Below are 26911 nucleotides of genomic sequence, written 5' to 3'. Positions count from 1 at the left end.
GCATGCTTCGAACTACACGCCCAACACCGCTTTCACGCGCTCGCGCGTGTAGGGCAGGTCATAGATGCGTTTTCCCGCCGCATGGCGGAAGGCGTTGGCGATCGCGCCGGCTGTCGGGCCCTGCGCTGCTTCCGCGACGCCGAGATAGGGCGTGCCGGGATTGTCGACGACATGCACTTCCACGCTGTCCGGAACGGCGCTGAAGCGCAGGATCGGATAGGCTGACCAATCCGCGCTCAGGATGCGGGTGCCGTCGAAATGGACGGCCTCGTAAAGCGTCCAGCTTAGCGACTGCAAGATACCGCCTTCGGTCTGGTTGATGATCGAATCCGGCGCCACCGCTTCGCCGCAGTCGACCGCCGAGACCACATGCGAGATGGCGATGGCGCCGCTGTCGCGATCGACCTCCGCTTCAAGCGCGACTGCGAGATAGGCGGCGTGATTCTTGTACTTGGCGAAGGCGAACCCCCGACCGCGGCCCTCCGGCGTAGGATCATTGCTCCAGCCGAATTTTTGCGCCGCAACCTCGATCACCTTCCTGGCGCGCGGGTCCTTCATGTGCCTCAGCCGGTATTCCACCGGGTCGGCGCCGGCCGCGAGCGCCAGCTCGTCCATGAAGCTTTCGATCGAGAAGACGTTGCAGTAGGCGCCGAGACCGCGCAGCGACGAGACGCGCACCGGCATGTCGGCGACGAAATGCCAGTTCACCCGCTGGTTCGGCACGTCGTATAGCGGGATGGCGTTGCGGTCGCCGTTGCCGAGCGGCGAAATCTGCAGCTTGGCCGGATCAGGCGGGAAATGCTTCGCCACCAGCCGGCCGGCGATCAGCGAACCTGCCGTTCCCGGCCGCGTGCCGTGGCTGTTGCTCCACAGGTCATAGTGCCAGTTGACGATCTTGCCGCCGGCGTCGAGCGTTGCGCTGGCGCGCGTCAGCATGCCAGGGCCATAGGGCTCCCACAAATGCTCCTGATCACGCATCCACTGCACGCGCACCGGCGTGCCGGGCAGCGCCTGCGCGATCAGCGCGGCGTCGGCCGCCGCGTCGTCGGCGCCATTGTGGCCGTAGCAGCCTGATCCCTCGGTGTGGATGCAGCGCACCTTTTCCGGTCCGACGCCGAGCATCTCGGCAATCGCCTTGCGGTCTGGATAAACGCCTTGAGTGTGCGTCCACACCGTGATGAGACCCTTGTCCGACAGGGCAACGGCAGCCGAGGGGCCGATCGACCCGTGCATCTGGTAGGCGCGGGTGAACTGCGCCTGCAGCGTCTTTGCGCCGGCTGCCGTGTCCGCGCCGACCGAGGTCACGGTGCCGACCTCGGCGACCGAGCGTTCGAGGAAGGCGGGGATATTGTCCTGGTCCGGCAAGGCCGGCTGCTCCTGCCACTTCGCCTTGGCGGCCATGGCGCGCATGGCCTGGACCGCCTGGAATTCCTGCCTGGCCACCACGGCCAGGAAGTCGCCGTCGCGGATCACCGCCAGCACGCCCGGCATCGTCTTGATGGCGGCCTCGTCGACGCTGACGAGCTTGGCCGAATAGCTTGGTGGGCGAACGACGCGGGCATGCACCATGCCGGGAAGCCGCATGTCCTGAACATAGGCCTCGCCGCCCGTTACCTTTGCCGGAATATCGACGCGGGCAAACGGCTTGCCGATCGCGTGATAGCTGTCCGGCGATTTCAGCGCTGTGTCGGCCGATGCGTCCACATGCAGCAAATCCGCCACCACCAGTTCGCCATAGCCCACGGACTTCCCATCCGGCCCGGTGATCCTGCCGCTTGCCGCCTTGAGCTGGTCGGCCAGAACGCCGAGCTTCTCGCTGGCCTTGGCGACCAGGATCTGGCGCACCTGCGCCGAGGCGTAGCGTATGGCGGTGCCGCTGTTCTGGATCGTCTGGCTGCCGGCGGTATAGCCCTCGTTCGGCGTCAGCGCGGTGTCGGCGGTGATGAGCTTGATGGAAGCCGGCTCGACCTCCAGTTCTTCGGCGGCGATCTGGCGTAGCGACGTCCTGGTGCCTTGACCGAGTTCGGCCTTGCCAGTGAAGACGGTGATCGAACCGTCGGCATCCAACCTGATCCAGGCGTCGAGCGAGGGCGCATCGGCAAGGCTGCCCGGCAATTTCTTGGCCGGCGCCGGCGTCGCGGGCGTCTGCGCCGTGGGCGCGGCCTCCTGAGCCTGCACGGGAATGGTGAAGGACACGACCAGCGCGCCGGTCCCGGCGAGAAAGCCGCGTCGTGTCAGGTCGGGAAAGGTTGGCGCGTTCATCATGCCCTCCCCGCGGCCGCGGCCGGCGCCAGGCCGGCCGATTTCGATTTCATCAGGTCGCGCGCGCGGCTCACTGCCCGCAGGATGCGCATATGCGTGCCACAGCGGCAGAGGTTGGGTTCCAGCGCCTGCCTGATATCGGCGTCACCGGCATCGGGTTTGGCCTCGAGCAGCGCCTGCGCCCGCATCATCATGCCGGCGATGCAATAGCCGCATTGCGCCGCCTGCTCCTCGATGAACGCTTTCTGCATCGGACCCGGGTTCTCGATCGTGCCCAAGCCCTCGACGGTCTTGACCTCGCGGCCTTCCACCAGCATCGCTGGCGTCAGGCAGGAGAAGACGGGCTTGCCGTCGACCATCACCGTGCAGGCGCCGCATTGGCCAAGGCCGCAGCCGAACTTGGCGCCGTTCAGCTTCAAATCGTTGCGCAGCACGTAAAGCAGCGGCGTCGCGGGATCGACGTCGACGTCGTGGGAGATGCCGTTGACGTTGAGTTTGATCATCTGTCCTTCGCTCCTACATTGTCCGGGCCGCGCTCGATGCCGTCCGAGGGCCGGACGCTGACCTGGTATTTTCCGCTCCTGGTGTCGGCGATCCTGGCGGCCGCATCCTGCCAGGCCGGCTTGCCGGCGAAAGCATCGCGCAGATAGGCCAGCAGATCATTCACCTGATCGTCCTTTAGCGTCGCTGCGAATCCCGGCATGATGGCGCTCGGGCGCCCACTCGCCGCCGGCAGGCCAAACAGCACCGTGTTGATGACGTTCTGCGGATCTGGCGCGTTGACCGCGCTCGACAGATGGAAATTGATACCGCCGAAAGGCGGCGGACGGCTGCCGTCGTGGCAGGTGGCGCATGCCGCCTGGTAGATGACGGCTCCACGCGCCGCCGGCGTATCGGCGGATGTCGGCGCCACGCCGGCGGTCGACGCCGGGTCGGCCGCGGCGCGGCCGCGGATGGCCCGCGCGGCGGCCGTCCGTTCGGCGGATGGTTCGCCCATGAGCGACATGACGTAAGTGGCCATGGCGTCGATGTCGGCATCGGGAAGCCGGCCGAGATTGCCCGTCACTTCGCCCATCGGGCCATTGGCGACGCCGTGGTCGGCATGCCAGCCTTGCCTGAGATAGGCAAACAGGCTGTCATGCGTCCACGGTATCGGCGCCGGTGAAGTGCCCTCGAGCGCAAAGGCCGTCCAGCCTTCGGCCTCGCCGCCGGCCATGTGCGACCCCTTCTCTTCCGCGCCGAACCGATTGCGCGGCGTGTGGCAGGCGCCGCAATGACCGAGCCCATCGACCAGATAGGCGCCGCGGTTCCACTGCGTGCTTTGCGACGCATCGTTTTGATAGGCGCCCCTGTCGAAGAACAGCAGCTTCCAGCCGGCCAGCACCAGGCGCATATCGAGCGGGAAAGGCAACTCGTTCGGAGGCGGCGGGTTGTTCACCGGCTGGCGCGTCATCAGATAGGCGTAGAGCGCGCGGTTGTCCTCATCGGAGACACGCGTGAAATGATCGAATGGGAAGGCCGGGTAGAGATGCCTGCCCTCGCGGTCGACGCCTTCGCGCATGGCGCGGTCGAAGGCTGCCTGCGACCAGCGGCCTATGCCGGTCTGCGGATCTGGCGTGATGTTGGTCGAATAGATGGTGCCGAACGGCGTCGGCACGGCGAGCCCGCCGGCATAGGACTTTTCACCGGGCCTGGTGTGGCAGGAGGTGCAATTGCCGACGGAGGCCAGTACAGCGCCTTTCTCGATCAACGCCGGGTCGAACGACGATCGTTGCGGCGGCTCGACAGGATCGATCGCCGGCTTCCAGGCATAGGCGAAAAATCCGGCGCCGCAGACAATGACGATGGCAAGAACGCCCAGCCAGAAGCGTTTCAAGATCTGCTCTCCCTCATGGCGGTACGCTGAAACGCTGCCGCCCCGGCCGTTACCGGCGCCGCGGATGCGTTCGTGCGGGAGAAACTAGGGGCGCTGCCCTCTTCGTCAATTGTCTGATTTATGGCGCCGAAAAGCGCATCTTGCAGGCGCGACCTGCCCGGGCACATCGTTTGGTGCTGCCGGCCTTCGGCTTGTCCGCCGGCCCATCTTCGTGGGCAAAGGAAAGGCTAGCTCGTCTTCTCGTCCAAAAGTCCCGAGACGAAGTCGAACAAGCCGGGCCGACGATCGCGCCGCAACCGCTCGGCGACAACGATGCCACGCACTTCGGCGAAGGCGCGATCGAGATCATCGTTGACGATGACGAAATCATACTCCTTCCAGTGCTCGATCTCGTTGCGCGCGTTCTTCAGCCGCGTCTCGATCACCGCTTCCTGATCCTCGGCGCGGCGCTTCAGCCTTGCCTTCAACTCCTTCATCGACGGCGGCAGGATGAAGATCGAGACGATGTCGGCGCGCATCTTCTCCTTGAGCTGCTGGGCGCCTTGCCAATCGATGTCGAACAGCATGTCGCGCCCTTGAGCGAGCGCAAGTTCCGCCGGTTCGCGCGGTGTCGCGTAGCAATTGCCATGCACCTGCGCCCATTCGAGCAGGGCGTCCGAATCGCGCAGCCGCTCGAACTCGCGCATGGTGCGGAAATGATAGTGAACGCCTTCGATCTCCGAGCCGCGGCGCGGCCTGGTGGTGACGGAGACCGACAGTTCGAGGCTGGAATCGCTCTCCAGAAGGTTGCGCGCAATCGTCGACTTGCCGGCGCCCGACGGCGACGACAGCACGAGCATCAGGCCCCGGCGGCGAATGCGGGACCCTAAATCCCTGGCGACCATCGGCTACTCCAGATTCTGGACCTGTTCACGGAACTGATCGACCACGGCCTTCAGTTCCAGTCCAATGGCGGTGACCGCGGCAGCGTTCGACTTTGAGCACAGCGTATTCGATTCGCGGTTAAATTCCTGTGCTAGAAAATCGAGCTTGCGTCCCATGGCGCCGCCGCCGGAAAGCAATGCACGACCGGACGTCACATGCGTCTTCAAGCGGTCGATCTCCTCGCGAATATCGGCCTTGGTGGCGAGGAAGGCGGCTTCCTGGTGCAAGCGGCCGACATCGAGGTTGGCCGAAGCATCCATCAAGAGCCGCACCTGTTCGGCGAGGCGCTCGCGGATGGCCGCCGGTTCGCGCGACGGATCCGCTTCAGCGCCCAGCGTCAGCGCCTCGATGGCGTCGATGTGGCCCAGCAGAAGCGTGCGAAGTGCCGCGCCCTCACCCTCGCGGGACCGCTCCAGCCCCTCCAGCGCCACCTCGAGTGCCGCCATGACGGCGTTGTCGAGCGCCGTGCGCACATCCTCGGTTTCGGTGGTCTCGGGAATATCGAGCACGCCGCGCAGCGACAACAATCCGTCGGCGCTCGCAGGAGCAACACCAAATTGTTCCTCGATCCGCTTGGCGAGCCCGGCCAGGTCCTTGAGGAAGGCCTCGTTGACAACGGGCTGGGACTGCATTCCGGCGGCGCGCGTGATGGTCAGCGTCGCCTGAAAATTGCCGCGCGCGAAACGTTTCTGAAGCGTCTGCCTGATGGCCGGCTCCAGCCGCTCGAAGCCCTGCGGCAGCCGCAGCCGCACCTCGATGCTCTTGCCGTTGACGGATTTGACCTCCCAGGCAATCGAGGTGCCGTCATGCTCGGCGACAGCACGCGCAAACCCGGTCATGCTCTGCAAATTCATGGTGCCTGCATACCCCCTGGCGCGTATTACGGATACTGCGTGATCCGGCCTCGCGCACCTTCAGAAAGCCGAAATGCCCGCCTGCCAATCGGCTTACGAGGCCCCGATAAATCCAAACGCTCCTGCTTTCAATCGACAGCGTGGACGAGTTGGAAAACCGTGCGCCGCTACTGGGCCGCCCCCGCGTCGCCGTCAATGGGCGCGTCGGTCTGCCCCTCCACCTTGGCATCAGCCTTGGCCGCGTCGTCGACTTGCTTCTTCTGCTGGGCTCGATAGCGCGCGACGTTCTCATTGTGCTCGTTAAGCGTGGCGGCGAAGACGTGTCCGCCAGTGCCGTCGGCAACGAAATAGAGGTCGTCGGTCTTTGATGGATTGGCTACCGCCTCCAGCGCCGCGCGGCCGGGATTGGCGATCGGCGTCGGCGGCAGGCCGTTGATCACATAGGTGTTGTAGGGCGTCGGCTTCTGGATGTCCGACTGATAGATCGGCCGGTCGGCGGGTTTGCCCTTGCCGCCGAACAGACCGTAGATGATGGTCGGATCGGATTGCAGGCGCATGCCCTTGGCCAGCCGGTTCAGGAAGACCGCGGCGACGCGCGAGCGCTCATCGCCCTTGCCTGTTTCCTTCTCGACTATCGAGGCCAGCGTGACGAACTCGTCAATGCTGGCGAGCGGCAGGTCGGCGGCGCGCCGCTGCCAGACCTCCTCGACCAGCTTCTTCTGGTCGGCCAGCAGCTTGTCGATCATCTGCTGGCGCGTGGCGCCGCGCGTGAAGCGCAGCGTATCGGTGGCGAGACTGCCCTCTGGAGGCACGGTGGCCGGCATGTCGCCGCTCAAGGCGGGCTCGCCTGCGATGCGCGCCAGCGCCTGCTCGACTGTCAGCCCTTCGGGAATGGTCAGCGAGTACATGACCGATTTGCCGCTCTTCAGCAATTCCATGATGTCGCGCATGGACGCCCGGGGCTTGATCTCGTATTCGCCGGCCTTCAGCGCCGAATCATTGCCGAAGGCCCTAACGCCAAGACGGAATATGCGGGCGTCGCTGATCAGGCCGCGCCGCTCGAGCTGGTCGGCGATATCCTGGACGCCGGTGTTCGGCTTGACCAGGAAGGTGTCGCCATTGGCCGATGGGCCGGGCTCGGTGAATTCCTGCTTGCCGAAGTAAAGCGCGATACCCGCCGCCAGAACCATCAGCATCACCAAGGAGATGATGAAGTTCATGAACACGACGACCTGACTGCGCGAAGCACGCGAGCGCTTCGGCGGCGGCGTGCCGGCCTCCGGCCGCAAGGCTTCGGCGGCTGTCTTCGGTACGATCGGTCCCGATGTCGCCTGCCCTTGCCCGAACTCTCCGTTGCCGGCCGGATTTGTGTTCATTTCGCCCTACCGTTTGATCTCTCAACGAATCCCCTGCGGCAGAGTAGGGGCGAATATGGCAAAATTGACGACACGCCGAAGCGCCGTCCGGCAGGCGGACGGTCAGCCATTGTAGCGCTGGAAGACCAGTGAAGCGTTGGTGCCGCCGAAGCCGAAGGAATTGGACAACGCCACGTCGATCTGGCGGGGACGCGGCTTGTTCGGCACCAGGTCGATCGCGGTCTCACGCTCCGGATTGTCAAGGTTGATGGTCGCCGGCGCGATGTTGTCGCGGATGGCGAGGATCGAAAAGATCGCTTCGGCAGCCCCTGCCGCGCCGAGGAGATGGCCGATCGACGACTTGGTCGACGACATCGAAATCTTCGATGCGGCATTGCCGACCAGCCGCTCGACAGCGCCGAGCTCGATCGTGTCGGCCATGGTCGAAGTGCCGTGCGCGTTGATGTAATCGACATCGGCGGGCGTCAGCTTTGCCCGGTTCAACGCCGCCGTCATGCAACGGAATGCGCCGTCGCCATCTTCAGCCGGTGCGGTGATGTGATAGGCGTCGCCGGTCAGGCCGTAGCCGGTCACTTCCGCATAGATCTTCGCGCCGCGCGCCTTGGCATGCTCGAGTTCCTCAAGCACGACGACGCCGGCGCCCTCGCCCATGACGAAGCCGTCGCGATCGCGGTCATAGGGCCGCGAAGCCGTTTGCGGCGCGTCGTTGCGCTCGGTCGAGAGCGCACGGCAGGCAGCGAAGCCAGCGATCGACAGTCGCGTCACCGGCGCTTCGGCGCCGCCGGCGACCATGACGTCGGCATCGCCCCAGATGATCAGCCGGGCTGCGTCGCCGATCGCATGCGCGCCGGTCGAGCAAGCGGTGACGACGGCATGGTTGGGGCCTTTCAGCCCATGCCGGATCGAAACCTGGCCGGAGACGAGATTGATGATCTGGCCGGGGATGAAGAAGGGGCTGATGCGGCGCGGGCCGCGCTCCTTCAGGATCATCGCGTTCTCGGCGATGCCTTCGATGCCGCCAATGCCCGAACCGATCAGAACGCCGGTGGCGCACTGCTCGGCATGGGTCTTCGGCTGCCAGCCGGAATCCTTCAGCGCCTCGTCGGCGGCTGCGATCCCGTACAGGATGAAGTCGCCGATCTTGCGCAGTTCCTTCGGCTCGAGCACCGCCTCGGGATTGAAGGTGGCGTTGCTGCCGTCACCACGCGGAACGACATGGGCGATCTTGCAGGCAAGATCCTCCACCTCGAACTCGGTGATGCGCTTGGCGGCGCTGCGGCCGGTCAGAAGTTCCTTCCAGCTGTGCTCGAAGCCCATGCCGAACGGCGACAGCAATCCAAGGCCCGTGACGACGACACGCCTCATCGCAGGTCCTCCCCGGTGATGACTGCGGAAAGCGTCAGGCCGAAGCCTTGTCGATGTACTTCACGGCATCGCCCACCGTCAGGATGGTTTCAGCCGCGTCATCGGGGATCTCGACGCCGAATTCTTCTTCAAACGCCATGACGAGTTCGACCGTGTCGAGACTGTCGGCGCCCAGATCGTCGATGAAGCTCGCCTGCTCCGTCACCTTGTCGGCATCGACGCCCAGGTGCTCGATGACAATCTTCTTGACGCGCTCTGCGGTGTCACTCATTTGGGGCATCCTCGTCTTTTGGTTGTCTGTCTTCGTTAGCGGGCGGAATGCCGCTAATCAAGCTGAAAGATGGTCCCGCCGGAAACGCAATGGCCGCAGACCGGTTTTTGCCCGAACCGCCGGGTTGCGGGCCGCATTACACGAAAAATCGTGGGCGTCCAAGCCGAAATGGTCGCTTTTCACAGCCCGCCCAGGCGTTGCCTGTCGCCGTCTCAAAGCCACCGCGAATACCCGGGCCCGGCCCGAAATGCATGCTTTGGCCGACCCGATCAGATCATCGCCATGCCGCCGTTCACATGGATGGTTTGGCCGGTGACGTAGCCGGCCTCGTTGGAGGCAAGATAAGCGACGGCGGACGCCACTTCGGCGCTGGTGCCCATGCGACGCGTCGGGATAGCGGCCATGATCGCCTCCTTCTGCTTGTCGTTGAGCTTGTCGGTCATCGCCGATTCGATGAAGCCCGGGGCGACACAGTTGACGGTTATGCTGCGGGTGGCGATCTCCTGCGCCAGCGATTTGGAAAAGCCGATCATGCCGGCCTTGGAGGCGCAGTAGTTGGTCTGGCCGGGATTGCCGGTGACGCCGACCACCGAGGTAATGTTGATGATGCGGCCGTGGCGACGGCGCATCATCGGATGGGTCAGCTCACGCGTCAGCCTGAACACGGCCGTCAGATTGACTTCGAGCACGCTGTCCCAGTCGGCGTCCGACATGCGCACGAACAGCCCGTCCTTGGTGATGCCGGCATTGTTAACCAGGATGTCGACGCCCTCGAGATCGGCCTCCGCTTTCTGGCCGAGCGCCTTGACCTCGTCGCGGTTCGACAGGTCGGCCGGAAACAGCTTCACCCGGTCGCCCAGGTCGGCGGCCAGCGCCTCCAGTCTCTCGACGCGCGTGCCGTGCAGGCCGACGATGGCGCCTTGCGCATGCAGCACCCTGGCGATCGCCTCGCCGATGCCTCCCGACGCGCCGGTGACAAGTGCCTTGCGGCCGGTCAGTTCGAACATGTGTTTTCCTCTTTGGTTTCGGAAGCTCAGCGAGCAACCTTATCTGTATACGTCTCGCGGGTATCCGATTGCCATCACCAACGGAATATCTTCAGCGATACAAGCCGCGCCATCAAATTCACACGCGGCGCCTCACCCGAGCGCCGCCAGTGCGGTTTCGACCTCGGCTGCGGAACCGACCGATGCCGTGGCGATTTCGCGGTTGATGCGCCGGGCCAGCCCTGAAAGCACTTTTCCCGCGCCGACTTCATAGAGCGTGGTGACGCCGTTCGCGCCGAACCACTCCACCGTCTCGCGCCAGCGCACGCGGCCGATCACCTGTTCGAACAGACGGCGCGCAATGATTTCGGGATCGCTGGTCGGAGTGACCGTGACATTGGAGACGAGCGGCACGACAGGCGCGTTCTTGGTTACCCCGGCCAGCGCCTCGCGCATGATCTCGGCGGCGGGCGCCATCAGCGCCGAATGGAAGGGCGCGGAGACCTGCAGCATCAGCGCTCGCTTGGCGCCTTTTTCCGTGCACAGTTTGGCAGCCAGTTCGACCGCTGCCTTGGCGCCGGAAATCACCAGCTGGCCACCGCCATTGTCGTTGGCGATCTGGCAGACCGATCCTTTGGCAGCCTCGGCGCAGGCGGCTTCGACATCGGCCTGCTCCAGTCCGATGATCGCCGCCATGGCGCCTTCGCCGGCGGGCACCGCCGCTTGCATGGCATTGCCGCGGATGCGCAGCAGCCTGGCGGCATCGGCAACCGAGACGAAGCCGGCGGCGGCAAGCGCCGAATATTCGCCCAGCGAATGGCCAGCGACGTAGGTAATCTTGTCCTTCAGCGAGAAGCCGCGCGCTTCCAAGGCCCTGATCGCGGCCAGCGATACGGCCATCAGCGCCGGCTGCGCGTTGGCGGTGAGCGTCAGCGCCTCTTCCGGCCCTTCCCAGATCAGCTTCGACAGGTTTTCGCCGAGCGCGTCGTCGACTTCGCTAAAAACCCTACGCGCCTCGGGGAAGGCATCGGCGAGGTCCTTGCCCATGCCGACAGCCTGGCTGCCTTGTCCCGGAAAGGTGAATGCAACGGCCATGTGTGGGCTCCCAAAGCTCGGTTCTGCTTGCCTGATACACGAATTTTCCTGCCTGTGACGCAACGCGGCCTGCCAAGTCAAGCCCGGTTCGACCCGGCCCCTTGGCAGCTTTGCCGGCCGAGTGCCTGTTCCAAAAGGCTTTTTGGCGATCACTCCTGATGAAAACCGCTCACGAATCGTTTGCTGGCTCTTCTTATTTCCGCCACAGGCGCTAGCTTTGCGTGACAATTCCATGACAATCGAGTGACGGGTCTGTCGCTGGGTGGGGAAGTTAAAGTGGCTAGGATTTCGAAAGGCGCAGGCAAAGCCGCGCCACAGTTTCTGGAAGACGATCCTTCCACCGGCTACCTGCCGGGACGGAAGTGGCCGACCATACGCTATGGGCTGACCAGCCTGCTGATCGCGGCCGTCCTGGTGTTCGCCATCGAATTGATCGTGCGCGGCGACTTCGCCGGCACGGTTTCCTTCTTCCTGCAGCCGCTCAAGCCGGGCTGGACCACGATCGTGGTGTTCGCACTGGTTCTGGTCGGCCTCGATGCCGTTTTCGGCCGCAGCTATCAAAGCCTGATGATCGTCGCGCCGCTGACGCTCTCGCTGGCTTTCATCGGTCACCAGAAATCGCATTATCTCGGCGATCCCCTCTACCCGACCGATTTCCTCTACTCCCGCCAGATCGTGGCGCTGCTGCCGCTTCTGGTGCGTGACCGTCCGATGACTGCCCTTGCCATGATTGTCGGCATCGTCGCCGGCCTGTCGCTGCTCATCTATGGCTGGCGGGTCTGGCGTCGAAAAGTGCCCATACTCAGCCGCAAGGGCCGTCTCGCCCGGCTGACGCTGGCCGTGCCGCTGCTCGCCTTCTTCGTCTCGATCATGGACTATGCCACCTTCTCCTGGACCCGGGACCGGCTGCAGATCATCCCGATTATGTGGGACCAGAAGGAAAATTACGCCTCCAACGGCTTTGCGCTCGCCTTCGCGCTGAACGTGCCGATGGCGCATGTCTCGGCGCCGCCAGGCTATTCGGAAAAGGCGATCGCGGCCATCGACAGGCCGCAGGTGACCGCCTCGGTGCCCCAGGAAAAGCCCGACATCATCGTCGTCATGAGCGAATCCTTCTGGGATCCGACCAAGCTGCCCGGGGTCACCATCACGCCCGATCCGATCCCTAACGTGCGGGCGCTGCGTTCGGGCTCCATGTTCTCACCCGAATTCGGCGGCATGACCGCCAATATCGAGTTCGAGGCACTGACCGGCTTCTCCAACGCCTTCCTGCCGGCCGGCAGCATCCCCTACCAGCAATATGTGCGCACGCCGACGCCGTCGCTGGCGACCTTCCTGAAGAGGGAGGGCTACAGGGCGCGCGCCATCCATCCGGGCACCAACTGGTTCTGGAACCGCGGCGCGGTCTATGCCGATTTCGGCTTCGACGACTTCAGATCGGAAGAGACGTTGCCGCCGATGCAAAAGCGCGGGCCGCTGGCATCCGACGCGGCGATGACGGACGAGATCATCAGCGAGGCCGATGCCAGCGATGCCCCGGTGTTCTTCTTTGCCGTCAGCCTGCAGAACCACGGCCCTTACGAGCCGAACCGCTACTACAACCCGACCCACACCGTGCAGGCGCCGATCAGCCAATGGGCGCGTGAATCGCTGCTGAGTTACACCGAGGGCTCGGCCGACGCGGACCGCGGTCTCGAACGCCTGATCGAATGGGCAAAGAAACGCTCTCGCCCCACCGTCATCGCCTTCTTCGGCGACCATCTGCCGCCGCTTGGGCCTGTCTATGTGGAGACCGGGTTCATGAAGGACAATGTCGCGCCGCGCAAGGAGGCTTCCGCCGAGGCGGCGCTGGAGCATCATCAGACGCCACTGGTCATCTGGTCAAACCGCACAGGCCCTGCCAAGGACATGGGCGCCGTCAGCCCCGCCTTCCTGCCCTATCACATCCTGAAAACGGCCGGCATCACCCACCCCTACTATACCGGCTTCCTGGGCGAGATGCGCGAACGCTACCGCGTAGTCGACCGCAATCTGCTGCTGACGCCGGCGGGAGAAGCCACGCCCGATTGGGCGCGGCAAAAGCAGATCGACCCGGCGATCCGCGACTTCCGGCTGCTGCAATACGACATGATGTTCGGCAAACGCCACGCGGCGCCCGACTTCTTCCCCGAAACGGTGGACAAGGTCGTCGCCCATATGAGCTGAAATTCGCGGCATCCTTCCAGGATGCCGCCCAGCGGGGTCGAGCGTTCAATTCGTCAGTTGCAATTTCGAGAATTTGTTGGCGATCTGCTGGAACACGTTCGGCAATTTGTTTGGATCGTTGACGGCATAGTAGTCGCTGGGATCCGAGGCGCAGGCGCTGTAGAGCGTGCGGTTGGCGGCGGTGTCGGATTGCAGCACCATCGTGTAGATTTCGGCGCCCTGCTTCTTCAGCTGCGTGCAGACGCTTTTGGTCCATCCGTCGACATTGCGCGCGGCGGTCGTCTGGTTGTCCGATCCAAGCCGACCGGCAGCGCCATAGTCTGAGCCCGCGAGAAAACCATAGGACGTATAGTCGGACTTGGTCGTCTCGTTGCTGGCGCCGTAGACGACATTCTCGCCGTCGGTGAGCAACATGACGATCTTGCTCACCCCAGGCGTCTTCCAAGGCGTCCCCTCGGCATATGGCGCACTCGGCGACAACACTCGCTGGCCCCAGGCCAGGCCCTCGGAAACATTGGTGCCGGACCCCGCCCATGCAAGCATCTTGGCGGCCTCGTTGCGAAGTTTTGTAAAGTCTTCGGTCAAGGGGACGATTGGCGAGGGACAGGACCGGTTTGGCCCCACCGTCAATTGCAAGGCGTTTGGATCGTTTGTGACCGCGGTGGCAATGGCGGTGTTCTGCGGCGCCACATATTTGGCGACTGTTTCAAGATCACCCCGCAAAAGCCCGGCAGCACTTCCAAGCAGGCCGCTCAGGTCTATTCCGAGAATATTCAGTCCGCCATTCCGAGCAAGTTTGGCCTCATCAGGGGCGTCGTCGATAAAGGAATTGTTGTAGTGATAGGCATCGTTTGAATAGCCGCTGGAAGGTCTCGTCCCCTTTCCCGGACTGTCCGGCGCGAAATAAGGCACGAACAGAGTGTCAGGGTAACGTGGATCAGGCGGCGTATCGGCGATATTAAGGACACCAGGCCGCGCCTCGACGCAGCCTTTCCAACCCGTATCCTCCCCCTTGCCGTCCTTCCACCCCGTCAATTTGGCGGCAGAGGCCGGATCTTTCATCAACTGCCTGAACAGCGCCATATGATTGGGACGCTTGTCGTTGATGACGGGGAAATTGATTCCATTGGTGGATGACTTGCCGTCCATGTCGATCCAGGACGGGTCGAACCCGTCGCCGTTGACATTGACAGCCGTGACGAAGGGTACCAGCGCCACGCGGACCTTGCGCGTCGGTGATTGCGCCGCTTCCAGATATTTGAGCAGATTGTCCGTCGCTGTCTTGAGGGCAGCAATTTTGGCGCCGGCCATCGAGCCGGTGTTGTCCAGAACCAGCACGACTTCGAGCTGGTTGTTCGATTCGACCGCCGAGGCATCGACCACGATGTGCCTGCTCTCACCGAGCAGGAAGGCGAAGTTCAAATCGACGTCAGCCGAGGCGACGGCCTTCGTCTTGACGAAGTTGACGCCCCTGTCGACCGTCAACGTGGCCCGCGCATTTGTGAGTTCGCCATGTCCGGCTACGTTGGCCTGGAAATAGCGGTTGAAGGCGTCGGTGCGGGTGATGTCCAGATCGCCGAGATGCGAGGAGGCGAGATTTGCCGCGTCGAGCGCATTCTGCAGGTTGCTCTTGGCCCGCATGATGGTGGAGACATCGGCTGCGAAGGCCACCGCCGACAGGATGGCCGGCAAGCCGATCCCGAGCAAAAGCGCGAAGTTGCCGCTTTTCGAGCGCCAGAATTTCTTGAGAAGCATCCTTACCCCCGGAAATGCCTAGCCCGTTGCTGACAGCGGGATGCCGCTTTTTGCGCCAGACATGATGAATCGGCGGTTGATGCCGGGGCCGCAACCCCATACAACCTGTCATGGTGGTTAAGGCCTGGTTTCCGGGAACCACGGAGTCCTATCGCCGCACATGCCGGTTTTCCGGCCCTGCGACATCCGGGATTGCCGCCTGCTCTTGCCTTCCACGTGGATTGCTATATAGACGCCGCCAATCTGCCGGTCCCAGCTGGGGGCTGAACGGAGGGCCGGAGGTTTTCGAAAACCTTCGCGTGAAGCCAGAAGCGCTTCCGCCTCCCGTGTCTCCGCTCTCGACCGTCTCGTCATGCTCCTTTCTTCCCCGCTCCTGGCGGGTCAGAGAAGTTGCAGAGGCTTTTGCCGCCGGGAACCGGGAGAGAAACGAAGAAAGGCGAAAAGACATAATGGCTCTTTACGAACATGTGTTTCTTGCCCGGCAGGACCTCTCGCAGCAGCAGGTCGATGCGCTTGTCGAACAGTACAAGGGCGTCATCTCCGCCAATGGCGGGTCCGTCGGCCGGGTCGAGAACTGGGGACTGAAGTCCCTCACCTACCGGGTCAACAAGAACCGGAAGGCATACTACACGCTGATGGATCTTGACTGCCCGCCGGCAGCGCTCAACGAAATGGAGCGCCAGATGGGCCTGTCCGAGGACGTGCTGCGTTTCCTGACCATCAAGGTCGATGCGCATGAGGAAGGTCCCTCCGCCATGATGCAGAAGCGCGAAGAGCGCTCGGAACGCGGCGGCTTCGGCGACCGCGACCGCGGCGACCGTGGTCCACGCTCGTTCGGCGACCGTGATCGCGGCGATCGTCCGCCACGCAGCTTCGGCGGCGACGCTGGTGGCGATCGTGGTCCGCGCCGTCCGCGCGAAGGCTTTGAAGGGGGTGCAGAATAATGGTCGACATTAACCAGATCCCGACCCGGCGCCCGTTCCATCGCCGCCGCAAGACCTGCCCGTTCTCGGGCGCCAACGCGCCCAAGATCGATTACAAGGACGTGCGCCTCCTGCAGCGCTACATTTCCGAGCGCGGCAAGATCGTGCCGTCGCGCATCACCGCCGTCAGCCAGAAGAAGCAGCGCGAGCTCGCCAAGGCGATCAAGCGCGCCCGCTTCCTCGGCCTGCTGCCCTACGTGGTTCGCTAATCCTTGACGCGGGCGGCTCCGCCGCCCGCTTCTCTTCCACGGCGACGGGCGCCGCTGGGTTGCGCATCAAATCCCGAGTTGAGGCCAAAAGCCTCTAACTGCCGCGACAGGCAGGACAGCGACAACGGCGGCAACGCCCTTTTGCTTCCTGACCTGTTCCAAAGAATTTCGCACCGATCCCGTGATTGGCGCCCTAACCAAAAGGAACAAAACCATGGAAGTCATTCTTCTCGAACGCGTTTCCCGCCTCGGCCAAATGGGCGACACCGTCAAGGTCAAGGACGGCTTTGCCCGCAATTTCCTGTTGCCGCAGGGCAAGGCGCTGCGCGCCAACGAAGCCAACAAGAAGAAGTTCGAAGGCCAGCGCGCGCAGCTCGAAGCCCGCAACCTCGAGCGGAAGTCCGAAGCCTCGCAGGTCGCCGAACAGCTCGACGGCAAGAGCTTCATCGCCGTTCGCTCGGCCGGCGAGACCGGCCAGCTCTACGGCTCGGTGTCGACGCGCGATATCGCCGACCTGCTGACGGCAGAGGGCTTTTCGGTCAACCGCAACCAGATCCAGCTCAACCAGCCGATCAAGACCATCGGCGTGACCAATGTGGCGATCGCGCTGCATCCGGAAGTCGAGGTCACGATCACGCTCAACATCGCCCGCACGGCCGACGAAGCCGAGCGGCAGGCCAAGGGCGAGACGCTGACCACCGCCGAGGCCATCTATGGCGAGGACATCAACGACAATGCCCGGCCGGAGAACTTCTTCGACCCGAACGCCGAGTTCGAGGGCGGCGAAGAGAACGCCTGACATCGGCGCGGCGCGCCTGCCGGCGCGCCGCATTCGGCTTCGGCCTCAATCAGTTCAATCAGACTGGCAGCTCCGATCAGACCGGCAGTTCAAGTCAGACTGGACCAATGCCCGGGTTCACCACCTGGGCATTTTTGTGCCAAAAGGAACTTTTCGAAACCCTATATATTGATGCAGAGTAGGACAGCCTGTCTGACCGAGAGGGGACATTTGGGTCATGAATATTCTGTTGAAACGCGTTCTCGACCGCCTGGTGCGCACAGGCAATCTCAAGGTGACCGGCCCACAGGGCACGACATTCGTGTTCGGTGACGGCAGCGGCGAGCCGGTGCATCTGCACATCAAGACCAGGCACGCCGAGCGCGCCATCACCTTCGATCCGATGCTGGCCGTGCCGGAAGCCTACATGGATGGCGAACTCGACATCCTCGAGGGCGGCGTACTTGGCCTGATGCGCATCGCTTTCCAGAACATGGGCAGCGGCGGCATCGACGCGACGTGGTCGAAAGCCATCGAAGGCCTGCGCCACGCTTTCCGCCGCCTGCAGCAGATCAACACCGCGTCGCGCTCGCGCCGCAACGTGCAGCGCCACTATGATCTGTCGGGCGACCTTTACCGGCTCTTCCTTGATGAGGACATGCAGTATTCCTGCGCCTATTTCGAACAGCCGGACATGACGCTGGACGAGGCGCAGGCAGCCAAGAAACGCCACATCGCCGCCAAGCTCAGGCTGAAGGCCGGGCAGACGGTGCTCGACATCGGCTCCGGCTGGGGCGGGCTGGGCCTCTACCTCGCCAAGGCCTTCGACGTCGACGTACAGGGCGTGACACTGTCGACCGAGCAGCACGGTGTCGCCACCGACCGGGCGCATGCCCAGGGCCTGGAAAACCACGTTCACTTCGAGCTGAAGGATTACCGCGAACTCAACGAACGCTTCGACCGCATCGTTTCGGTCGGCATGTTCGAACATGTCGGGGTCAATCACTACCGCACTTTCTTCGACAAGAGCGCGACGTTACTGAAGCCTGATGGCGTCATGCTCCTGCACACGATCGGCCGCTCCGGCGTGCCGTGGGCGACCAGCGCCTTCATCCGCAAGTACATTTTCCCGGGCGGCTACATTCCCGCGCTTTCCGAAGTCATGCCGGCGATCGAGAAGTCAGGCCTCGTCGTCACGGACATCGAAATCCTGCGGCTCCATTATGCCGACACGTTGAAGCATTGGGGCCAGCGCTTCGCCGTCAACCGCGACAAGGCCAAGGCGATCTATGACGAACGCTTCTGCCGCATGTGGGAATTCTATCTGGCAGCCTCGGAAGCCGCCTTCCGCTGGCAGGATCTGGTCATCTTCCAGATCCAGCTTGCCAGGAAGAACGACACCCTGCCGATGGCGCGCGACTATATGGTCAAATGTGAAAAGGCGCTCGAAATGCGCGACATGGGCCATCGCGAAGCGGCTCTGGTCGAAGAGCCCGCCAAGCCCGCCCGGCGCCGCAAGGTGGCGGAGTAGGAACAGACCGCTTTGCCGCATTGGCGCTTGCCATTCCCGGCTCGTGCCCTGAAAAAGGCCTCGTGATCGTCGCGAGGCCTTTTTCATGACCTACCTCCTCTATGCAGCCGCGGCGCTCGCCGAGATCGCTGGCTGTTTTTCGGTGTGGGCGTGGTGGCGGCTGGAGAAATCGCCGCTGTGGCTGCTACCAGGGTTCGTTTCGTTGCTTGTGTTCGCCTGGCTTCTGGCCCTGGTGGACACCGGCGCGGCCGGCCGCGCCTATGCCGCCTATGGCGGCATCTACATCGCGGCGTCACTGGCCTGGCTTTGGCTGGTGGAAAGCGTGCGTCCCGACCGGTGGGACCTTGCGGGGGCGGCGCTCTGCATACTGGGTGCCTCTGTCATCCTGCTCGCACCACGAGGGGCATGAGCCGTGGAACTGCCCGCCCCGCTTCGACAGGCCGTCGACCGTGCCCTCGAAAACGTGCCGCTGCCGGTGCTCAGGCAGGCGGCGAAAACCCTGTCGGACCGTTACCGCGCCGAGATGCGCGACGGCCGCCTGCATATGGCGCAGGATATGGCGGTCAAGGCTTATCTGGCGACGCGGCTGCCGGCGACCTATGCCGCCGTCCGCGCCAGCCTTGACGCGGTGAACGAAGCCCAGCCGGAATTCGCGCCGAAAACCCTGCTCGATGTCGGCGCCGGCCCGGGCACCGTGCTTTGGGCCACGGCGGACCTGTGGCCCGATCTTCAGCATGCCGTTTTGCTGGAGGCCAGTGCTGCGGTGCGCAAGGTCGGCGAGGCGCTTGCCGCCGATGCGATCGCTGCCCGGATCGCCTGGCAGGCCGGCGATGTGACCATCGACCTTGACGGTTCGCAGCCGGCGGACCTCGTCACCTGCGCCTATGTGCTGGACGAGATCACACCGGCATCACTGCCCAAAATGGTCGATCGGCTGTGGCAGCTCACGACAGACACGCTGCTGATCGTGGAGCCGGGCACGCCGGCGGGCTGGCAGCGTGTTCTCGCGGTTCGTCGGCAACTGATGGAAGCGGGCGCGCATGTACTGGCACCTTGCCCGCACGAAGCCCCCTGCCCGCTCATCCCGCCCGACTGGTGCCACTTTTCGCGGCGCGTCGCCCGCTCGCGCCTGCACCGGCTGGCTAAGGACGCCGAAGTGCCATGGGAGGACGAGAAGTTCATCTATGTCGCGGCTTCGAGGCAGCCGGCACCAGTCCGCGCGGCGCGGGTGATCGCGCCACCGAAAACCGGCTCGGGCAAGGCGGCGCTCAAGCTTTGCCGGCCGGACGGCAGTGCCGGCGAGACGCTTTTCAGCAAGCGTGACGGTGAACTGTTCAAGGCGGCACGGCGGTCGGACTGGGGCGATGTGCTCGATACAGCCTAGGGATTCGGGTGACGATTGTTCTTGCTTTGTTCCAAACCGTCGCGTAGAATCAGCACCTTGTCGAGTCAATCGGAATCAGGGCACGGGAATTCTGTCCTGTGGACGGTTTTTTGTTTCTGTGAACAGTGGGCATCAAATCTGCTTGGGTGATAACTGTTGCAGATAAGTCAGCACTCAATTTTCCGATTCTGATATCGAGAGACCGGGATCGAAATCGGGGACATCATGGCAGAGGCAGCGCGGAAATTCGGCGTGGCGGAGCAACCGCTCTATCGCGAGGCGCCGAACAACATCGAGGCGGAACAGGCGCTGCTCGGCGCGATCCTGGTCAACAACGATGCCTTCTATCGCGTCTCCGACTTCCTGAAGGCCAGCCACTTCTACGAACCCCTGCATCGCAAGATCTTCGAGATCGCGGCCGAGCTCATTCGCATGGGCAAGGTGGCGACGCCGATCACGCTGAAGACCTTCCTGCCGGCCGACGAGAAGGTCGGCGACATGACGGTGGCGCAATATGTCGTGCGCCTGGCGGTCGAAGCCGTCACGGTCGTCAACGCCGCAGATTACGGCCGCGCCATCTATGACCTTGCGACGCGTCGGGCCCTGATCACCGTCGGCGAGGACATGGTCAACATCGCCTATGACGCGCCGGTCGACATGTCGCCGTCCGAGCAGATCGAGGATGCCGAACGGCGCCTGTTCGAGCTGGCCGAAACCGGACGCTATGACGGCGGCTTCGAGAGCTTCACCGACGCGGTCAAGACCGCGGTCGACATGGCCAACGCCGCCTACATGCGCGACGGCCACCTGTCGGGGTTGGCCACCGGCATGCGCGACCTCGACCGCCGCATGGGCGGCCTGCAATCGTCCGATCTGATCGTCCTTGCCGGCCGTCCGGGCATGGGCAAGACGTCGCTCGCCACCAACATCGCTTTCAACGTCGCCGAGGCCTATGTGCCGGCGCAGCAGGCCGACGGGTCGTTCAAGGCGGCGAATGGCGGTGTCGTCGGCTTCTTCTCGCTCGAAATGTCGTCGGAACAGCTCGCGACCCGTATCATCTCCGAACAGACGGAAATCTCCTCCTCGAAGATCCGCCGCGGCGAGATCACCGAAATGGACTTCGAAAAACTGGTCGCCTGTTCGCAGACCATGCAGAAGATCCCGCTGTTCATCGACCAGACCGGCGGCATCTCGATCGCCCAGCTCTCGGCCCGCGCCCGGCGCCTGAAGCGCCAGCGCGGCCTCGACCTCATCGTCATCGACTATATCCAGCTGATGCAGGGCTCCAGCGCCAGGGCCTCGCAGAACCGCGTGCAGGAAATCACCGAGATCACCACGGGCCTCAAGGCACTGGCCAAGGAGCTCGCGGTGCCGATCATCGCGCTGTCGCAGCTCTCGCGCCAGGTTGAAAGCCGCGACGACAAGCGCCCGCAGCTCTCGGACTTGCGCGAATCCGGCTCGATCGAGCAGGACGCCGACGTCGTGATCTTCGTCTACCGCGAGGAATACTACCTCAAGAACCGCGAGCCGAAGCTCGGCACCGACGAGTACATCAAGTGGGAAAACGAGATGAACGAGATGCGCGGCAAGGCCGAGGTGATCGTGGCCAAGCAGCGTCACGGACCGACGGGCACGGTCACGCTAGCCTTCCACGGCGAATTTACCCGCTTCTCGGATCTGGCGGAGGAACATCATATCGCGGAAAGGTTTGAGTAGCTTTTTTGACTCACCGTCACGCTCCGTCACACCCCCTCTGTCCCGCCCACCTATCCAGCATCGGCGATCTCGAAGCAGGCCTCGCTAATGGCTAAATCCCGCGTCCAGTTCATCTGCCAGAACTGCGGATCGGTGCATCAGCGCTGGGCCGGCAAATGCGACGCCTGCGGCGAATGGAACACGCTGGTCGAGGAAGGTACGTCCGGCGGCATCGGTTCCGGGCCGGCCAATACGCGCAACGCCCGCAAGGGCCGCGCGGTGGTGCTGACCACGCTTTCCGGCGATATCGAGGACGCGCCGCGCATCGTGTCGGGCATCGGTGAGCTCGACCGCGCCACGGGCGGCGGCTTCGTGCGCGGCTCGGCGCTGCTGGTCGGCGGCGATCCCGGTATCGGCAAGTCGACGCTGCTCACCCAGGCTGCTGCTGCCCTTGCCTCGAGGGGCCACCGCATCGTCTATGTCTCGGGTGAGGAGGCGGTCGCCCAGATCAGGCTGCGCGCGCAGCGCCTCGGCGTCGCTTCCACACCGGTCGAGCTTGCGGCCGAGACCAATGTCGAGGATATCCTTGCCACGATCGCCGACGGCAAGCGGCCGGACCTGGTGATCCTCGATTCGATCCAGACGCTGTGGACCGACCTCGCCGATTCGGCGCCCGGCACCGTCACCCAGGTGCGTGCGGCCGCCCAGGCGATGATCCGCTATGCGAAATCCACGGGTGCTGCGATCGTGCTCGTCGGCCATGTCACCAAGGAAGGCCAGATCGCCGGCCCGCGCGTCGTCGAGCACATGGTCGACGCCGTGCTCTATTTCGAGGGCGAAGGCGGCCATCACTACCGTATCCTGCGCACCGTCAAGAACCGTTTCGGCCCGACCGACGAGATCGGCGTCTTCGAAATGTCGGACAAGGGCCTGCGCGAGGTTGCCAATCCTTCCGAGCTGTTCCTCGGCGAGCGCCATGCGAAATCGCCGGGAGCGGCGGTTTTCGCCGGCATGGAAGGCACAAGGCCGGTGCTGGTCGAAATCCAGGCGCTGGTCGCGCCCTCCTCGCTCGGCACGCCGCGCCGCGCCGTCGTTGGCTGGGACGGCGCCCGGCTGTCGATGATCCTGGCGGTGCTCGAGGCGCATTGCGGCGTGCGCTTCGGCCAACAGGACGTCTATCTGAACGTAGCCGGCGGCTACCGCATTTCCGAGCCCGCGGCCGACGTGGCGGTGGCGGCCGCACTGGTTTCCTCGCTCACCGGTCTTGCCCTTCCCGCCGATTGCGTCTATTTCGGCGAAATCAGCCTTTCTGGCGCCGTGAGGCCGGTTGCGCATGCGCAGCAGCGTCTCAAGGAGGCCGAAAAGCTGGGTTTCGCAAGCGCGGTTCTGCCCTTGGGCAGCGAGGAACTTGCCGGAGGAATCGGGGCCGGCGCTTTCCAGCCCACCGAGCTCGCCGACCTCGTGGCGCGCATAGCCGGCTCAGGGCGCAGCCGCGCCAACGACGAAGAATGACGGGCTCACCTGGTGGTGAGCGACAGGGAGTGGGGCGACAAAGATGCCGATAACGCTGCTTGACGGAATTCTCGTCGGCTTCACCCTGGTCTCGGCGATGCTCGCCATGGTTCGCGGCTTTTCACGCGAGGTCCTGTCCATCGTGTCCTGGGCGGCGGCAGCCGCGGCGGCGTTCTTTTTCTACAAGCCCGTGCTGCCCTACCTGAAACCCTACATCGACAATGAAAAGATCGCCATGGCGGCCTCCGCCGGCGTCGTCTTCATCATCGCTTTGATCGTCGTCAGCGTCATCACCATGAAGCTCGCCGACTGGATCATCGATTCCCGCATCGGCGCGCTCGACCGCACGCTCGGCTTCCTCTATGGCGCCGCCCGCGGCATTCTGGTGGTTGCCGTGGCCCTGCTGTTCTTCAATTGGCTGGCCGGCGCCAAGGCACCGGCCTGGGTCACGGAGGCCAAGTCGCGGCCGCTGCTGGAACAGATCGGCGCCAAGCTTGAAAGCCTGCTGCCCGAGGATCCGGAAAACGCCATCCTCAAGAAGCTCAATCCGAATCAGCCGGCCGCCGAAACGCCCGCCGCACCGGACGCACCGGCCACGGATGCCCCGGCGGGAGGGGACGATGCCAATGCGCCGGCTCCTGACGACAGCGATGCCGGAACGCCTCCCGCGGACAACGCACCGGCCAATCCGGCCCCGGCGGCGCCGGCGAATTGATGAGTGATCGGGCGCCGCAGAACAGGCGCCCGAGACTGGCGGTGATCGTGAACCATCGCCGGGCGCGTTGCTTTTACGACGCTGTCGCCTTATATGGCGATTTTAGCGGAGCTTGAGCCCCATGGCAGACGCAGACCACGTGCTTTCCGCGGAAGCTGACGATCACTTCCACGACGAATGCGGCGTGTTCGGCATTTTCGGCCGGCAGGACGCGGCGGCCATCGTCACGCTCGGCCTGCACGCGCTGCAGCATCGCGGCCAGGAAGCGGCCGGCATCGTCTCCTACGACGGCACCCAGTTTCATGTCGAACGCCATGTCGGCCTGATCGGCGACACCTTCACCAAGCAGCGCGTCATCGACAGCCTGCAAGGCAATCGCGCCATCGGCCACACGCGCTACGCCACGACCGGCGGGGCCGGCATGCGCAACATCCAGCCCTTCTTCGCCGAACTGGCCGATGGCGGTTTTGCCGTGGCCCATAACGGCAATCTGACCAACGCCATGACCGTGCAGCGCGCGCTGCAGAAGCAAGGCGCGATCTTCTCCTCGACCTCCGACACCGAGACGCTTCTGCACCTCGTCGCCACCAGCAAGGAGCGCGATCTCAACTCGCGCTTCATCGATGCGGTGCGCCAGGTCGAGGGCGCCTTTTCGCTGGTGGCGATGACGGCCAAGAAGATGATCGGTTGCCGTGACCCGCTCGGCATCCGCCCGCTGGTACTGGGTGACCTCGACGGTGCCTGGATCCTGGCCTCCGAAACCTGCGCGCTGGACATCATCGGCGCGCGTTTCGTGCGCGACCTGAAGCCAGGCGAGATGGTCGTCGTTACCTCCAAGGGCATCGAGAGCCTGTTCCCGTTCGAGCCGCAGAAGACCCGCTTCTGCATTTTCGAATATGTCTATTTCGCACGCCCGGACTCTTCGGTCGAAGGCCGCAACGTCTACGAGGTGCGCAAGCGCATCGGCGCGGAACTCGCGCAGGAAAATCCCGTCGAGGCCGACATCGTCGTGCCGGTGCCGGATTCCGGCACGCCGGCGGCAATCGGCTTTTCGCAAGCCGCGGGCATCCCCTTCGAGCTCGGCATCATCCGCAACCACTATGTCGGCCGCACCTTCATCCAGCCCGGCGATTCGATCCGCCACATGGGCGTCAAGCTGAAGCACAACGCCAACCGCCGCATGATCGAGGGCAAGCGCGTCGTGCTGGTCGACGATTCCATCGTGCGCGGCACCACCAGCCAGAAGATCGTGCAGATGGTGCGAGACGCCGGCGCCAAGGAAGTGCATATGCGCATCGCCTCGCCGCCGACCAGCGCCTCCTGCTTCTACGGCGTCGATACGCCGGAAAAATCGAAGCTTTTGGCATCACGTATGTCGATCGAGGAGATGGCCGAATTCATCCGCGTCGATTCGCTCGGCTTCCTGTCGATCGACGGACTCTATCGCGCCGTCGGCGAGGCCAACCGCGACAACGAGCAGCCGCAATTCTGCGACGCCTGCTTCACCGGCCAGTATCCGACCCGCCTGCTCGACTTCGAAGGCCACGACAATGTGCGCACGCTGTCGCTGCTGGCGACGAGCGGCGCATAGGATTGCCGCACTGCCAGTTGCCATAGCCATATTTCCGGAATCTATCGCATGACCTTCGACCTTTCCGGCCGCGTTGCGGTCGTCACCGGCGCCTCGCGCGGCATCGGTTACTTCATCGCCAGGGAACTGGCTGCCGCCGGCGCCCACGTCATTGCCGTGGCGCGCACCGTGGGCGGGCTGGAAGAACTCGACGACCAGATCAAGGCCGAGCGCGCCAAAACCGGCAAGGGCGAAGCGACGCTGGTGCCGCTCGACCTTGCCGACATGGCCGGCATCGACCGCCTGGGCGGCGCCATCCATGAGCGGTGGGGCAAGCTCGACATTCTCGTCGCCAATGCGGGCGTGCTCGGCGTGATCTCGCCGATCGGCCATGTCGAGGCGAAAACCTTCGAGAAGGTGATGACCATCAACGTCATCTCGACCTGGCGGCTGATCCGCTCGGTCGACCCACTGCTGCGGCTCTCCGACGCCGGCCGGGCCATCATCCTGTCGTCCAACGCTGCTCACTCGGCGCGCGCCTTCTGGGCGCCCTACGCGGCTTCCAAGGCGGCGGTCGAGACGATGATGCGCTCCTGGGCACATGAGACGCAGAGCCTGCCCTTGCGCGTCAATGCCGCCGATCCGGGGGCCACCCGCACCGCGATGCGCGCGCAGGCCGTGCCCGGCGAGGACCCGGAAACGCTGCCGCATCCCTCCGAGATCGCCAAACGCATCGTGCCGCTGGCAAGCCCCGACCTGAAAGAGACAGGATTGATCTTCCAGGCCAAGCACAACCGTTTCGTCGCCTACCGACAGCCGGAATAGCCGCATCTTTTTTATCGGAAGAATTCGGCTCCGGGCGGCGTTCCTCGAATGTACATTCGAAGCTCAAACCCGGAGGACCGACATGCGCAGACTTATTCTCATCGCCGCCACCGCCATTGCCTCAGCCTTGGCCGCCGGCACAGCCTTGTCACAAGATGCCAAGATGAGCTTCTTCGTCACCAGCGTCGGCTCGGGCAAAGGGGCAGACCTCGGCGGCCTGAAGGGCGCCGACGCGCATTGCGCCTCGCTGGCGGAAGCAGCCGGCGTCACCGGCAAGACCTGGGCCGCATATCTGTCGACCAGCACCGAGGATGCGCGCGACCGCATCGGCAAGGGACCGTGGGTGAATGCCAAGGGCGTCAAGATAGCCGACGACGTCGCCTCGCTGCACGGCGATGCCAACGGCATCACCAAGCAGACGGCGCTCACCGAGAAAGGCGAGATGGTCAACGGCCGCGGCGACACGCCGAACCGCCACGATATGCTGACCGGCTCGAAACCCGACGGCACCAGGATCGCCGACCAGACCTGCGGTGACTGGACGATGAGCGGCACGGAAGGGGCAGCCATGATGGGCCATCACGACCGCACCGGGCTCGACGATTCAGCTGCCGCCAAATCCTGGAACTCTTCGCATGCTTCGCGCGGCGGCTGCGGCCAGGAGGCGCTGAAAGGCACCGGCGGCGACGGCTTGTTCTATTGTTTCGCAACGAATTGACCAGACCCCGCCCGCCCGCCAC

At 64.1% G+C, this 26911-nt stretch carries 24 protein-coding genes; 13 read left to right on the top strand and 11 right to left on the bottom strand.

Annotated features, from left to right (window positions below; all coding sequences use genetic code 11):
* Nucleotides 1-12: 12 nt before the first annotated feature.
* The 10 genes from FJ942_RS03510 to fabD all read right to left on the bottom strand — a co-directional run bounded on the left by FJ942_RS03510 (nucleotide 13) and on the right by fabD (nucleotide 11009).
* Nucleotides 13-2262 (bottom strand): molybdopterin cofactor-binding domain-containing protein, encoded by a 2250-nt coding sequence (locus FJ942_RS03510; protein WP_140897221.1) that lies wholly within the window; start codon nucleotides 2260-2262, stop codon nucleotides 13-15.
* On the bottom strand, nucleotides 2262-2765 hold the full coding sequence (locus FJ942_RS03505; RefSeq protein WP_140738133.1) for a (2Fe-2S)-binding protein: 504 nt from the start codon (nucleotides 2763-2765) through the stop codon (nucleotides 2262-2264). The genes FJ942_RS03510 and FJ942_RS03505 overlap by 1 nt, the downstream gene beginning before the upstream one ends.
* On the bottom strand, nucleotides 2762-4138 hold the full coding sequence (locus tag FJ942_RS03500; protein WP_140897220.1) for a c-type cytochrome: 1377 nt from the start codon (nucleotides 4136-4138) through the stop codon (nucleotides 2762-2764). Before FJ942_RS03500 ends, FJ942_RS03505 begins: the two co-directional genes overlap by 4 nt.
* A gap of 227 nt (nucleotides 4139-4365) precedes the next feature.
* On the bottom strand, nucleotides 4366-5022 hold the full coding sequence (gmk, locus tag FJ942_RS03495; RefSeq protein WP_140633426.1) for a guanylate kinase: 657 nt from the start codon (nucleotides 5020-5022) through the stop codon (nucleotides 4366-4368).
* A 3-nt stretch (nucleotides 5023-5025) separates the two neighbouring features.
* Entirely contained in the window at nucleotides 5026-5916 is an 891-nt protein-coding gene (locus FJ942_RS03490; protein ID WP_140897219.1) for a YicC/YloC family endoribonuclease, read from the bottom strand.
* A gap of 167 nt (nucleotides 5917-6083) precedes the next feature.
* Nucleotides 6084-7292, bottom strand: coding sequence for an endolytic transglycosylase MltG (gene mltG, locus FJ942_RS03485; protein ID WP_140897218.1), 1209 nt, complete (start codon nucleotides 7290-7292; stop codon nucleotides 6084-6086).
* Nucleotides 7293-7394: 102 nt separating this feature from the next.
* Nucleotides 7395-8657 carry a beta-ketoacyl-ACP synthase II gene (gene fabF / locus FJ942_RS03480; RefSeq protein ID WP_140897217.1) on the bottom strand — a complete coding sequence of 421 codons (1263 nt, stop codon included), beginning with the start codon at nucleotides 8655-8657 and terminating at the stop codon, nucleotides 7395-7397.
* A 34-nt stretch (nucleotides 8658-8691) separates the two neighbouring features.
* Nucleotides 8692-8928: an acyl carrier protein gene (locus FJ942_RS03475; RefSeq protein WP_006203723.1), complete on the bottom strand. Its 237-nt coding sequence runs from the start codon at nucleotides 8926-8928 to the stop codon at nucleotides 8692-8694.
* Between the two features lie 269 nt (nucleotides 8929-9197).
* Nucleotides 9198-9935, bottom strand: a complete 738-nt coding sequence (gene fabG / locus FJ942_RS03470) for a 3-oxoacyl-[acyl-carrier-protein] reductase (RefSeq protein WP_140494457.1) — start codon at nucleotides 9933-9935, stop codon at nucleotides 9198-9200.
* Between the two features lie 132 nt (nucleotides 9936-10067).
* Complete coding sequence (gene fabD, locus FJ942_RS03465) at nucleotides 10068-11009, bottom strand: ACP S-malonyltransferase (RefSeq protein ID WP_140565050.1); 942 nt, start codon at nucleotides 11007-11009, stop codon at nucleotides 10068-10070.
* Between the two features lie 276 nt (nucleotides 11010-11285).
* On the opposite strand from fabD, the gene FJ942_RS03460 reads away from it, so the two are divergent.
* Nucleotides 11286-13214 carry an LTA synthase family protein gene (locus FJ942_RS03460; RefSeq protein ID WP_224646406.1) on the top strand — a complete coding sequence of 643 codons (1929 nt, stop codon included), beginning with the start codon at nucleotides 11286-11288 and terminating at the stop codon, nucleotides 13212-13214.
* A 45-nt stretch (nucleotides 13215-13259) separates the two neighbouring features.
* Here FJ942_RS03460 and FJ942_RS03455 read toward each other — a convergent pair whose 3' ends face one another.
* Entirely contained in the window at nucleotides 13260-14969 is a 1710-nt protein-coding gene (locus FJ942_RS03455; protein WP_140897216.1) for a pilus assembly protein, read from the bottom strand.
* A gap of 449 nt (nucleotides 14970-15418) precedes the next feature.
* Between FJ942_RS03455 and rpsF the strand changes: the two genes are divergently transcribed.
* The 12 genes from rpsF (at nucleotide 15419) to FJ942_RS03395 (ending at nucleotide 26889) form a co-directional block, all read left to right on the top strand.
* Nucleotides 15419-15913: a 30S ribosomal protein S6 gene (gene rpsF / locus FJ942_RS03450; protein WP_140494463.1), complete on the top strand. Its 495-nt coding sequence runs from the start codon at nucleotides 15419-15421 to the stop codon at nucleotides 15911-15913.
* The gene (gene rpsR, locus FJ942_RS03445) at nucleotides 15913-16161 is read left to right on the top strand and encodes a 30S ribosomal protein S18 (protein ID WP_006203718.1); all 249 of its coding nucleotides are present in this window, start codon (nucleotides 15913-15915) and stop codon (nucleotides 16159-16161) included. The genes rpsF and rpsR overlap by 1 nt, the downstream gene beginning before the upstream one ends.
* A gap of 214 nt (nucleotides 16162-16375) precedes the next feature.
* The gene (rplI, locus tag FJ942_RS03440; protein ID WP_140494465.1) at nucleotides 16376-16960 is read left to right on the top strand and encodes a 50S ribosomal protein L9; all 585 of its coding nucleotides are present in this window, start codon (nucleotides 16376-16378) and stop codon (nucleotides 16958-16960) included.
* 217 nt (nucleotides 16961-17177) lie between these two features.
* Nucleotides 17178-18470: a cyclopropane-fatty-acyl-phospholipid synthase family protein gene (locus FJ942_RS03435; RefSeq protein ID WP_140633415.1), complete on the top strand. Its 1293-nt coding sequence runs from the start codon at nucleotides 17178-17180 to the stop codon at nucleotides 18468-18470.
* An 85-nt stretch (nucleotides 18471-18555) separates the two neighbouring features.
* Nucleotides 18556-18879, top strand: coding sequence for a YnfA family protein (locus FJ942_RS03430; RefSeq protein WP_140517843.1), 324 nt, complete (start codon nucleotides 18556-18558; stop codon nucleotides 18877-18879).
* 3 nt (nucleotides 18880-18882) lie between these two features.
* Nucleotides 18883-19854 carry a small ribosomal subunit Rsm22 family protein gene (locus FJ942_RS03425; RefSeq protein ID WP_140520655.1) on the top strand — a complete coding sequence of 324 codons (972 nt, stop codon included), beginning with the start codon at nucleotides 18883-18885 and terminating at the stop codon, nucleotides 19852-19854.
* Between the two features lie 225 nt (nucleotides 19855-20079).
* The gene (locus FJ942_RS03420) at nucleotides 20080-21570 is read left to right on the top strand and encodes a replicative DNA helicase (RefSeq protein ID WP_140494474.1); all 1491 of its coding nucleotides are present in this window, start codon (nucleotides 20080-20082) and stop codon (nucleotides 21568-21570) included.
* 87 nt (nucleotides 21571-21657) lie between these two features.
* Nucleotides 21658-23061, top strand: coding sequence for a DNA repair protein RadA (gene radA / locus FJ942_RS03415; protein WP_140897215.1), 1404 nt, complete (start codon nucleotides 21658-21660; stop codon nucleotides 23059-23061).
* A 43-nt stretch (nucleotides 23062-23104) separates the two neighbouring features.
* On the top strand, nucleotides 23105-23776 hold the full coding sequence (locus FJ942_RS03410; protein WP_140494478.1) for a CvpA family protein: 672 nt from the start codon (nucleotides 23105-23107) through the stop codon (nucleotides 23774-23776).
* 121 nt (nucleotides 23777-23897) lie between these two features.
* Complete coding sequence (gene purF, locus FJ942_RS03405; protein ID WP_140494480.1) at nucleotides 23898-25367, top strand: amidophosphoribosyltransferase; 1470 nt, start codon at nucleotides 23898-23900, stop codon at nucleotides 25365-25367.
* Between the two features lie 48 nt (nucleotides 25368-25415).
* Nucleotides 25416-26171, top strand: a complete 756-nt coding sequence (locus tag FJ942_RS03400; protein WP_140580931.1) for an SDR family NAD(P)-dependent oxidoreductase — start codon at nucleotides 25416-25418, stop codon at nucleotides 26169-26171.
* A gap of 82 nt (nucleotides 26172-26253) precedes the next feature.
* Nucleotides 26254-26889 carry a hypothetical protein gene (locus FJ942_RS03395; protein WP_140555762.1) on the top strand — a complete coding sequence of 212 codons (636 nt, stop codon included), beginning with the start codon at nucleotides 26254-26256 and terminating at the stop codon, nucleotides 26887-26889.
* Nucleotides 26890-26911 lie beyond the last annotated feature (22 nt).

Origin of the sequence: Mesorhizobium sp. B2-4-2 (genome assembly GCF_006442845.1) — a bacterium.
GTDB lineage: Bacteria > Pseudomonadota > Alphaproteobacteria > Rhizobiales > Rhizobiaceae > Mesorhizobium.
This window is presented reverse-complemented; position numbering and strand designations above follow the sequence as displayed.

Coding starts and splice junctions, on each gene's coding strand:
- FJ942_RS03510 (WP_140897221.1), bottom strand. CDS start 2,262: ATGAACGCGCCAACCTTTCCCGACCTGACACGACGCGGCTTTCTCGCC.
- FJ942_RS03505 (WP_140738133.1), bottom strand. CDS start 2,765: ATGATCAAACTCAACGTCAACGGCATCTCCCACGACGTCGACGTCGAT.
- gmk (WP_140633426.1), bottom strand. CDS start 5,022: ATGGTCGCCAGGGATTTAGGGTCCCGCATTCGCCGCCGGGGCCTGATG.
- FJ942_RS03490 (WP_140897219.1), bottom strand. CDS start 5,916: ATGAATTTGCAGAGCATGACCGGGTTTGCGCGTGCTGTCGCCGAGCAT.
- mltG (WP_140897218.1), bottom strand. CDS start 7,292: ATGAACACAAATCCGGCCGGCAACGGAGAGTTCGGGCAAGGGCAGGCG.
- fabF (WP_140897217.1), bottom strand. CDS start 8,657: ATGAGGCGTGTCGTCGTCACGGGCCTTGGATTGCTGTCGCCGTTCGGC.
- FJ942_RS03475 (WP_006203723.1), bottom strand. CDS start 8,928: ATGAGTGACACCGCAGAGCGCGTCAAGAAGATTGTCATCGAGCACCTG.
- fabG (WP_140494457.1), bottom strand. CDS start 9,935: ATGTTCGAACTGACCGGCCGCAAGGCACTTGTCACCGGCGCGTCGGGA.
- fabD (WP_140565050.1), bottom strand. CDS start 11,009: ATGGCCGTTGCATTCACCTTTCCGGGACAAGGCAGCCAGGCTGTCGGC.
- FJ942_RS03455 (WP_140897216.1), bottom strand. CDS start 14,969: ATGCTTCTCAAGAAATTCTGGCGCTCGAAAAGCGGCAACTTCGCGCTT.
- rpsF (WP_140494463.1), top strand. CDS start 15,419: ATGGCTCTTTACGAACATGTGTTTCTTGCCCGGCAGGACCTCTCGCAG.
- rpsR (WP_006203718.1), top strand. CDS start 15,913: ATGGTCGACATTAACCAGATCCCGACCCGGCGCCCGTTCCATCGCCGC.
- rplI (WP_140494465.1), top strand. CDS start 16,376: ATGGAAGTCATTCTTCTCGAACGCGTTTCCCGCCTCGGCCAAATGGGC.
- FJ942_RS03435 (WP_140633415.1), top strand. CDS start 17,178: ATGAATATTCTGTTGAAACGCGTTCTCGACCGCCTGGTGCGCACAGGC.
- FJ942_RS03430 (WP_140517843.1), top strand. CDS start 18,556: ATGACCTACCTCCTCTATGCAGCCGCGGCGCTCGCCGAGATCGCTGGC.
- FJ942_RS03420 (WP_140494474.1), top strand. CDS start 20,080: ATGGCAGAGGCAGCGCGGAAATTCGGCGTGGCGGAGCAACCGCTCTAT.
- radA (WP_140897215.1), top strand. CDS start 21,658: ATGGCTAAATCCCGCGTCCAGTTCATCTGCCAGAACTGCGGATCGGTG.
- FJ942_RS03410 (WP_140494478.1), top strand. CDS start 23,105: ATGCCGATAACGCTGCTTGACGGAATTCTCGTCGGCTTCACCCTGGTC.
- purF (WP_140494480.1), top strand. CDS start 23,898: ATGGCAGACGCAGACCACGTGCTTTCCGCGGAAGCTGACGATCACTTC.
- FJ942_RS03400 (WP_140580931.1), top strand. CDS start 25,416: ATGACCTTCGACCTTTCCGGCCGCGTTGCGGTCGTCACCGGCGCCTCG.
- FJ942_RS03395 (WP_140555762.1), top strand. CDS start 26,254: ATGCGCAGACTTATTCTCATCGCCGCCACCGCCATTGCCTCAGCCTTG.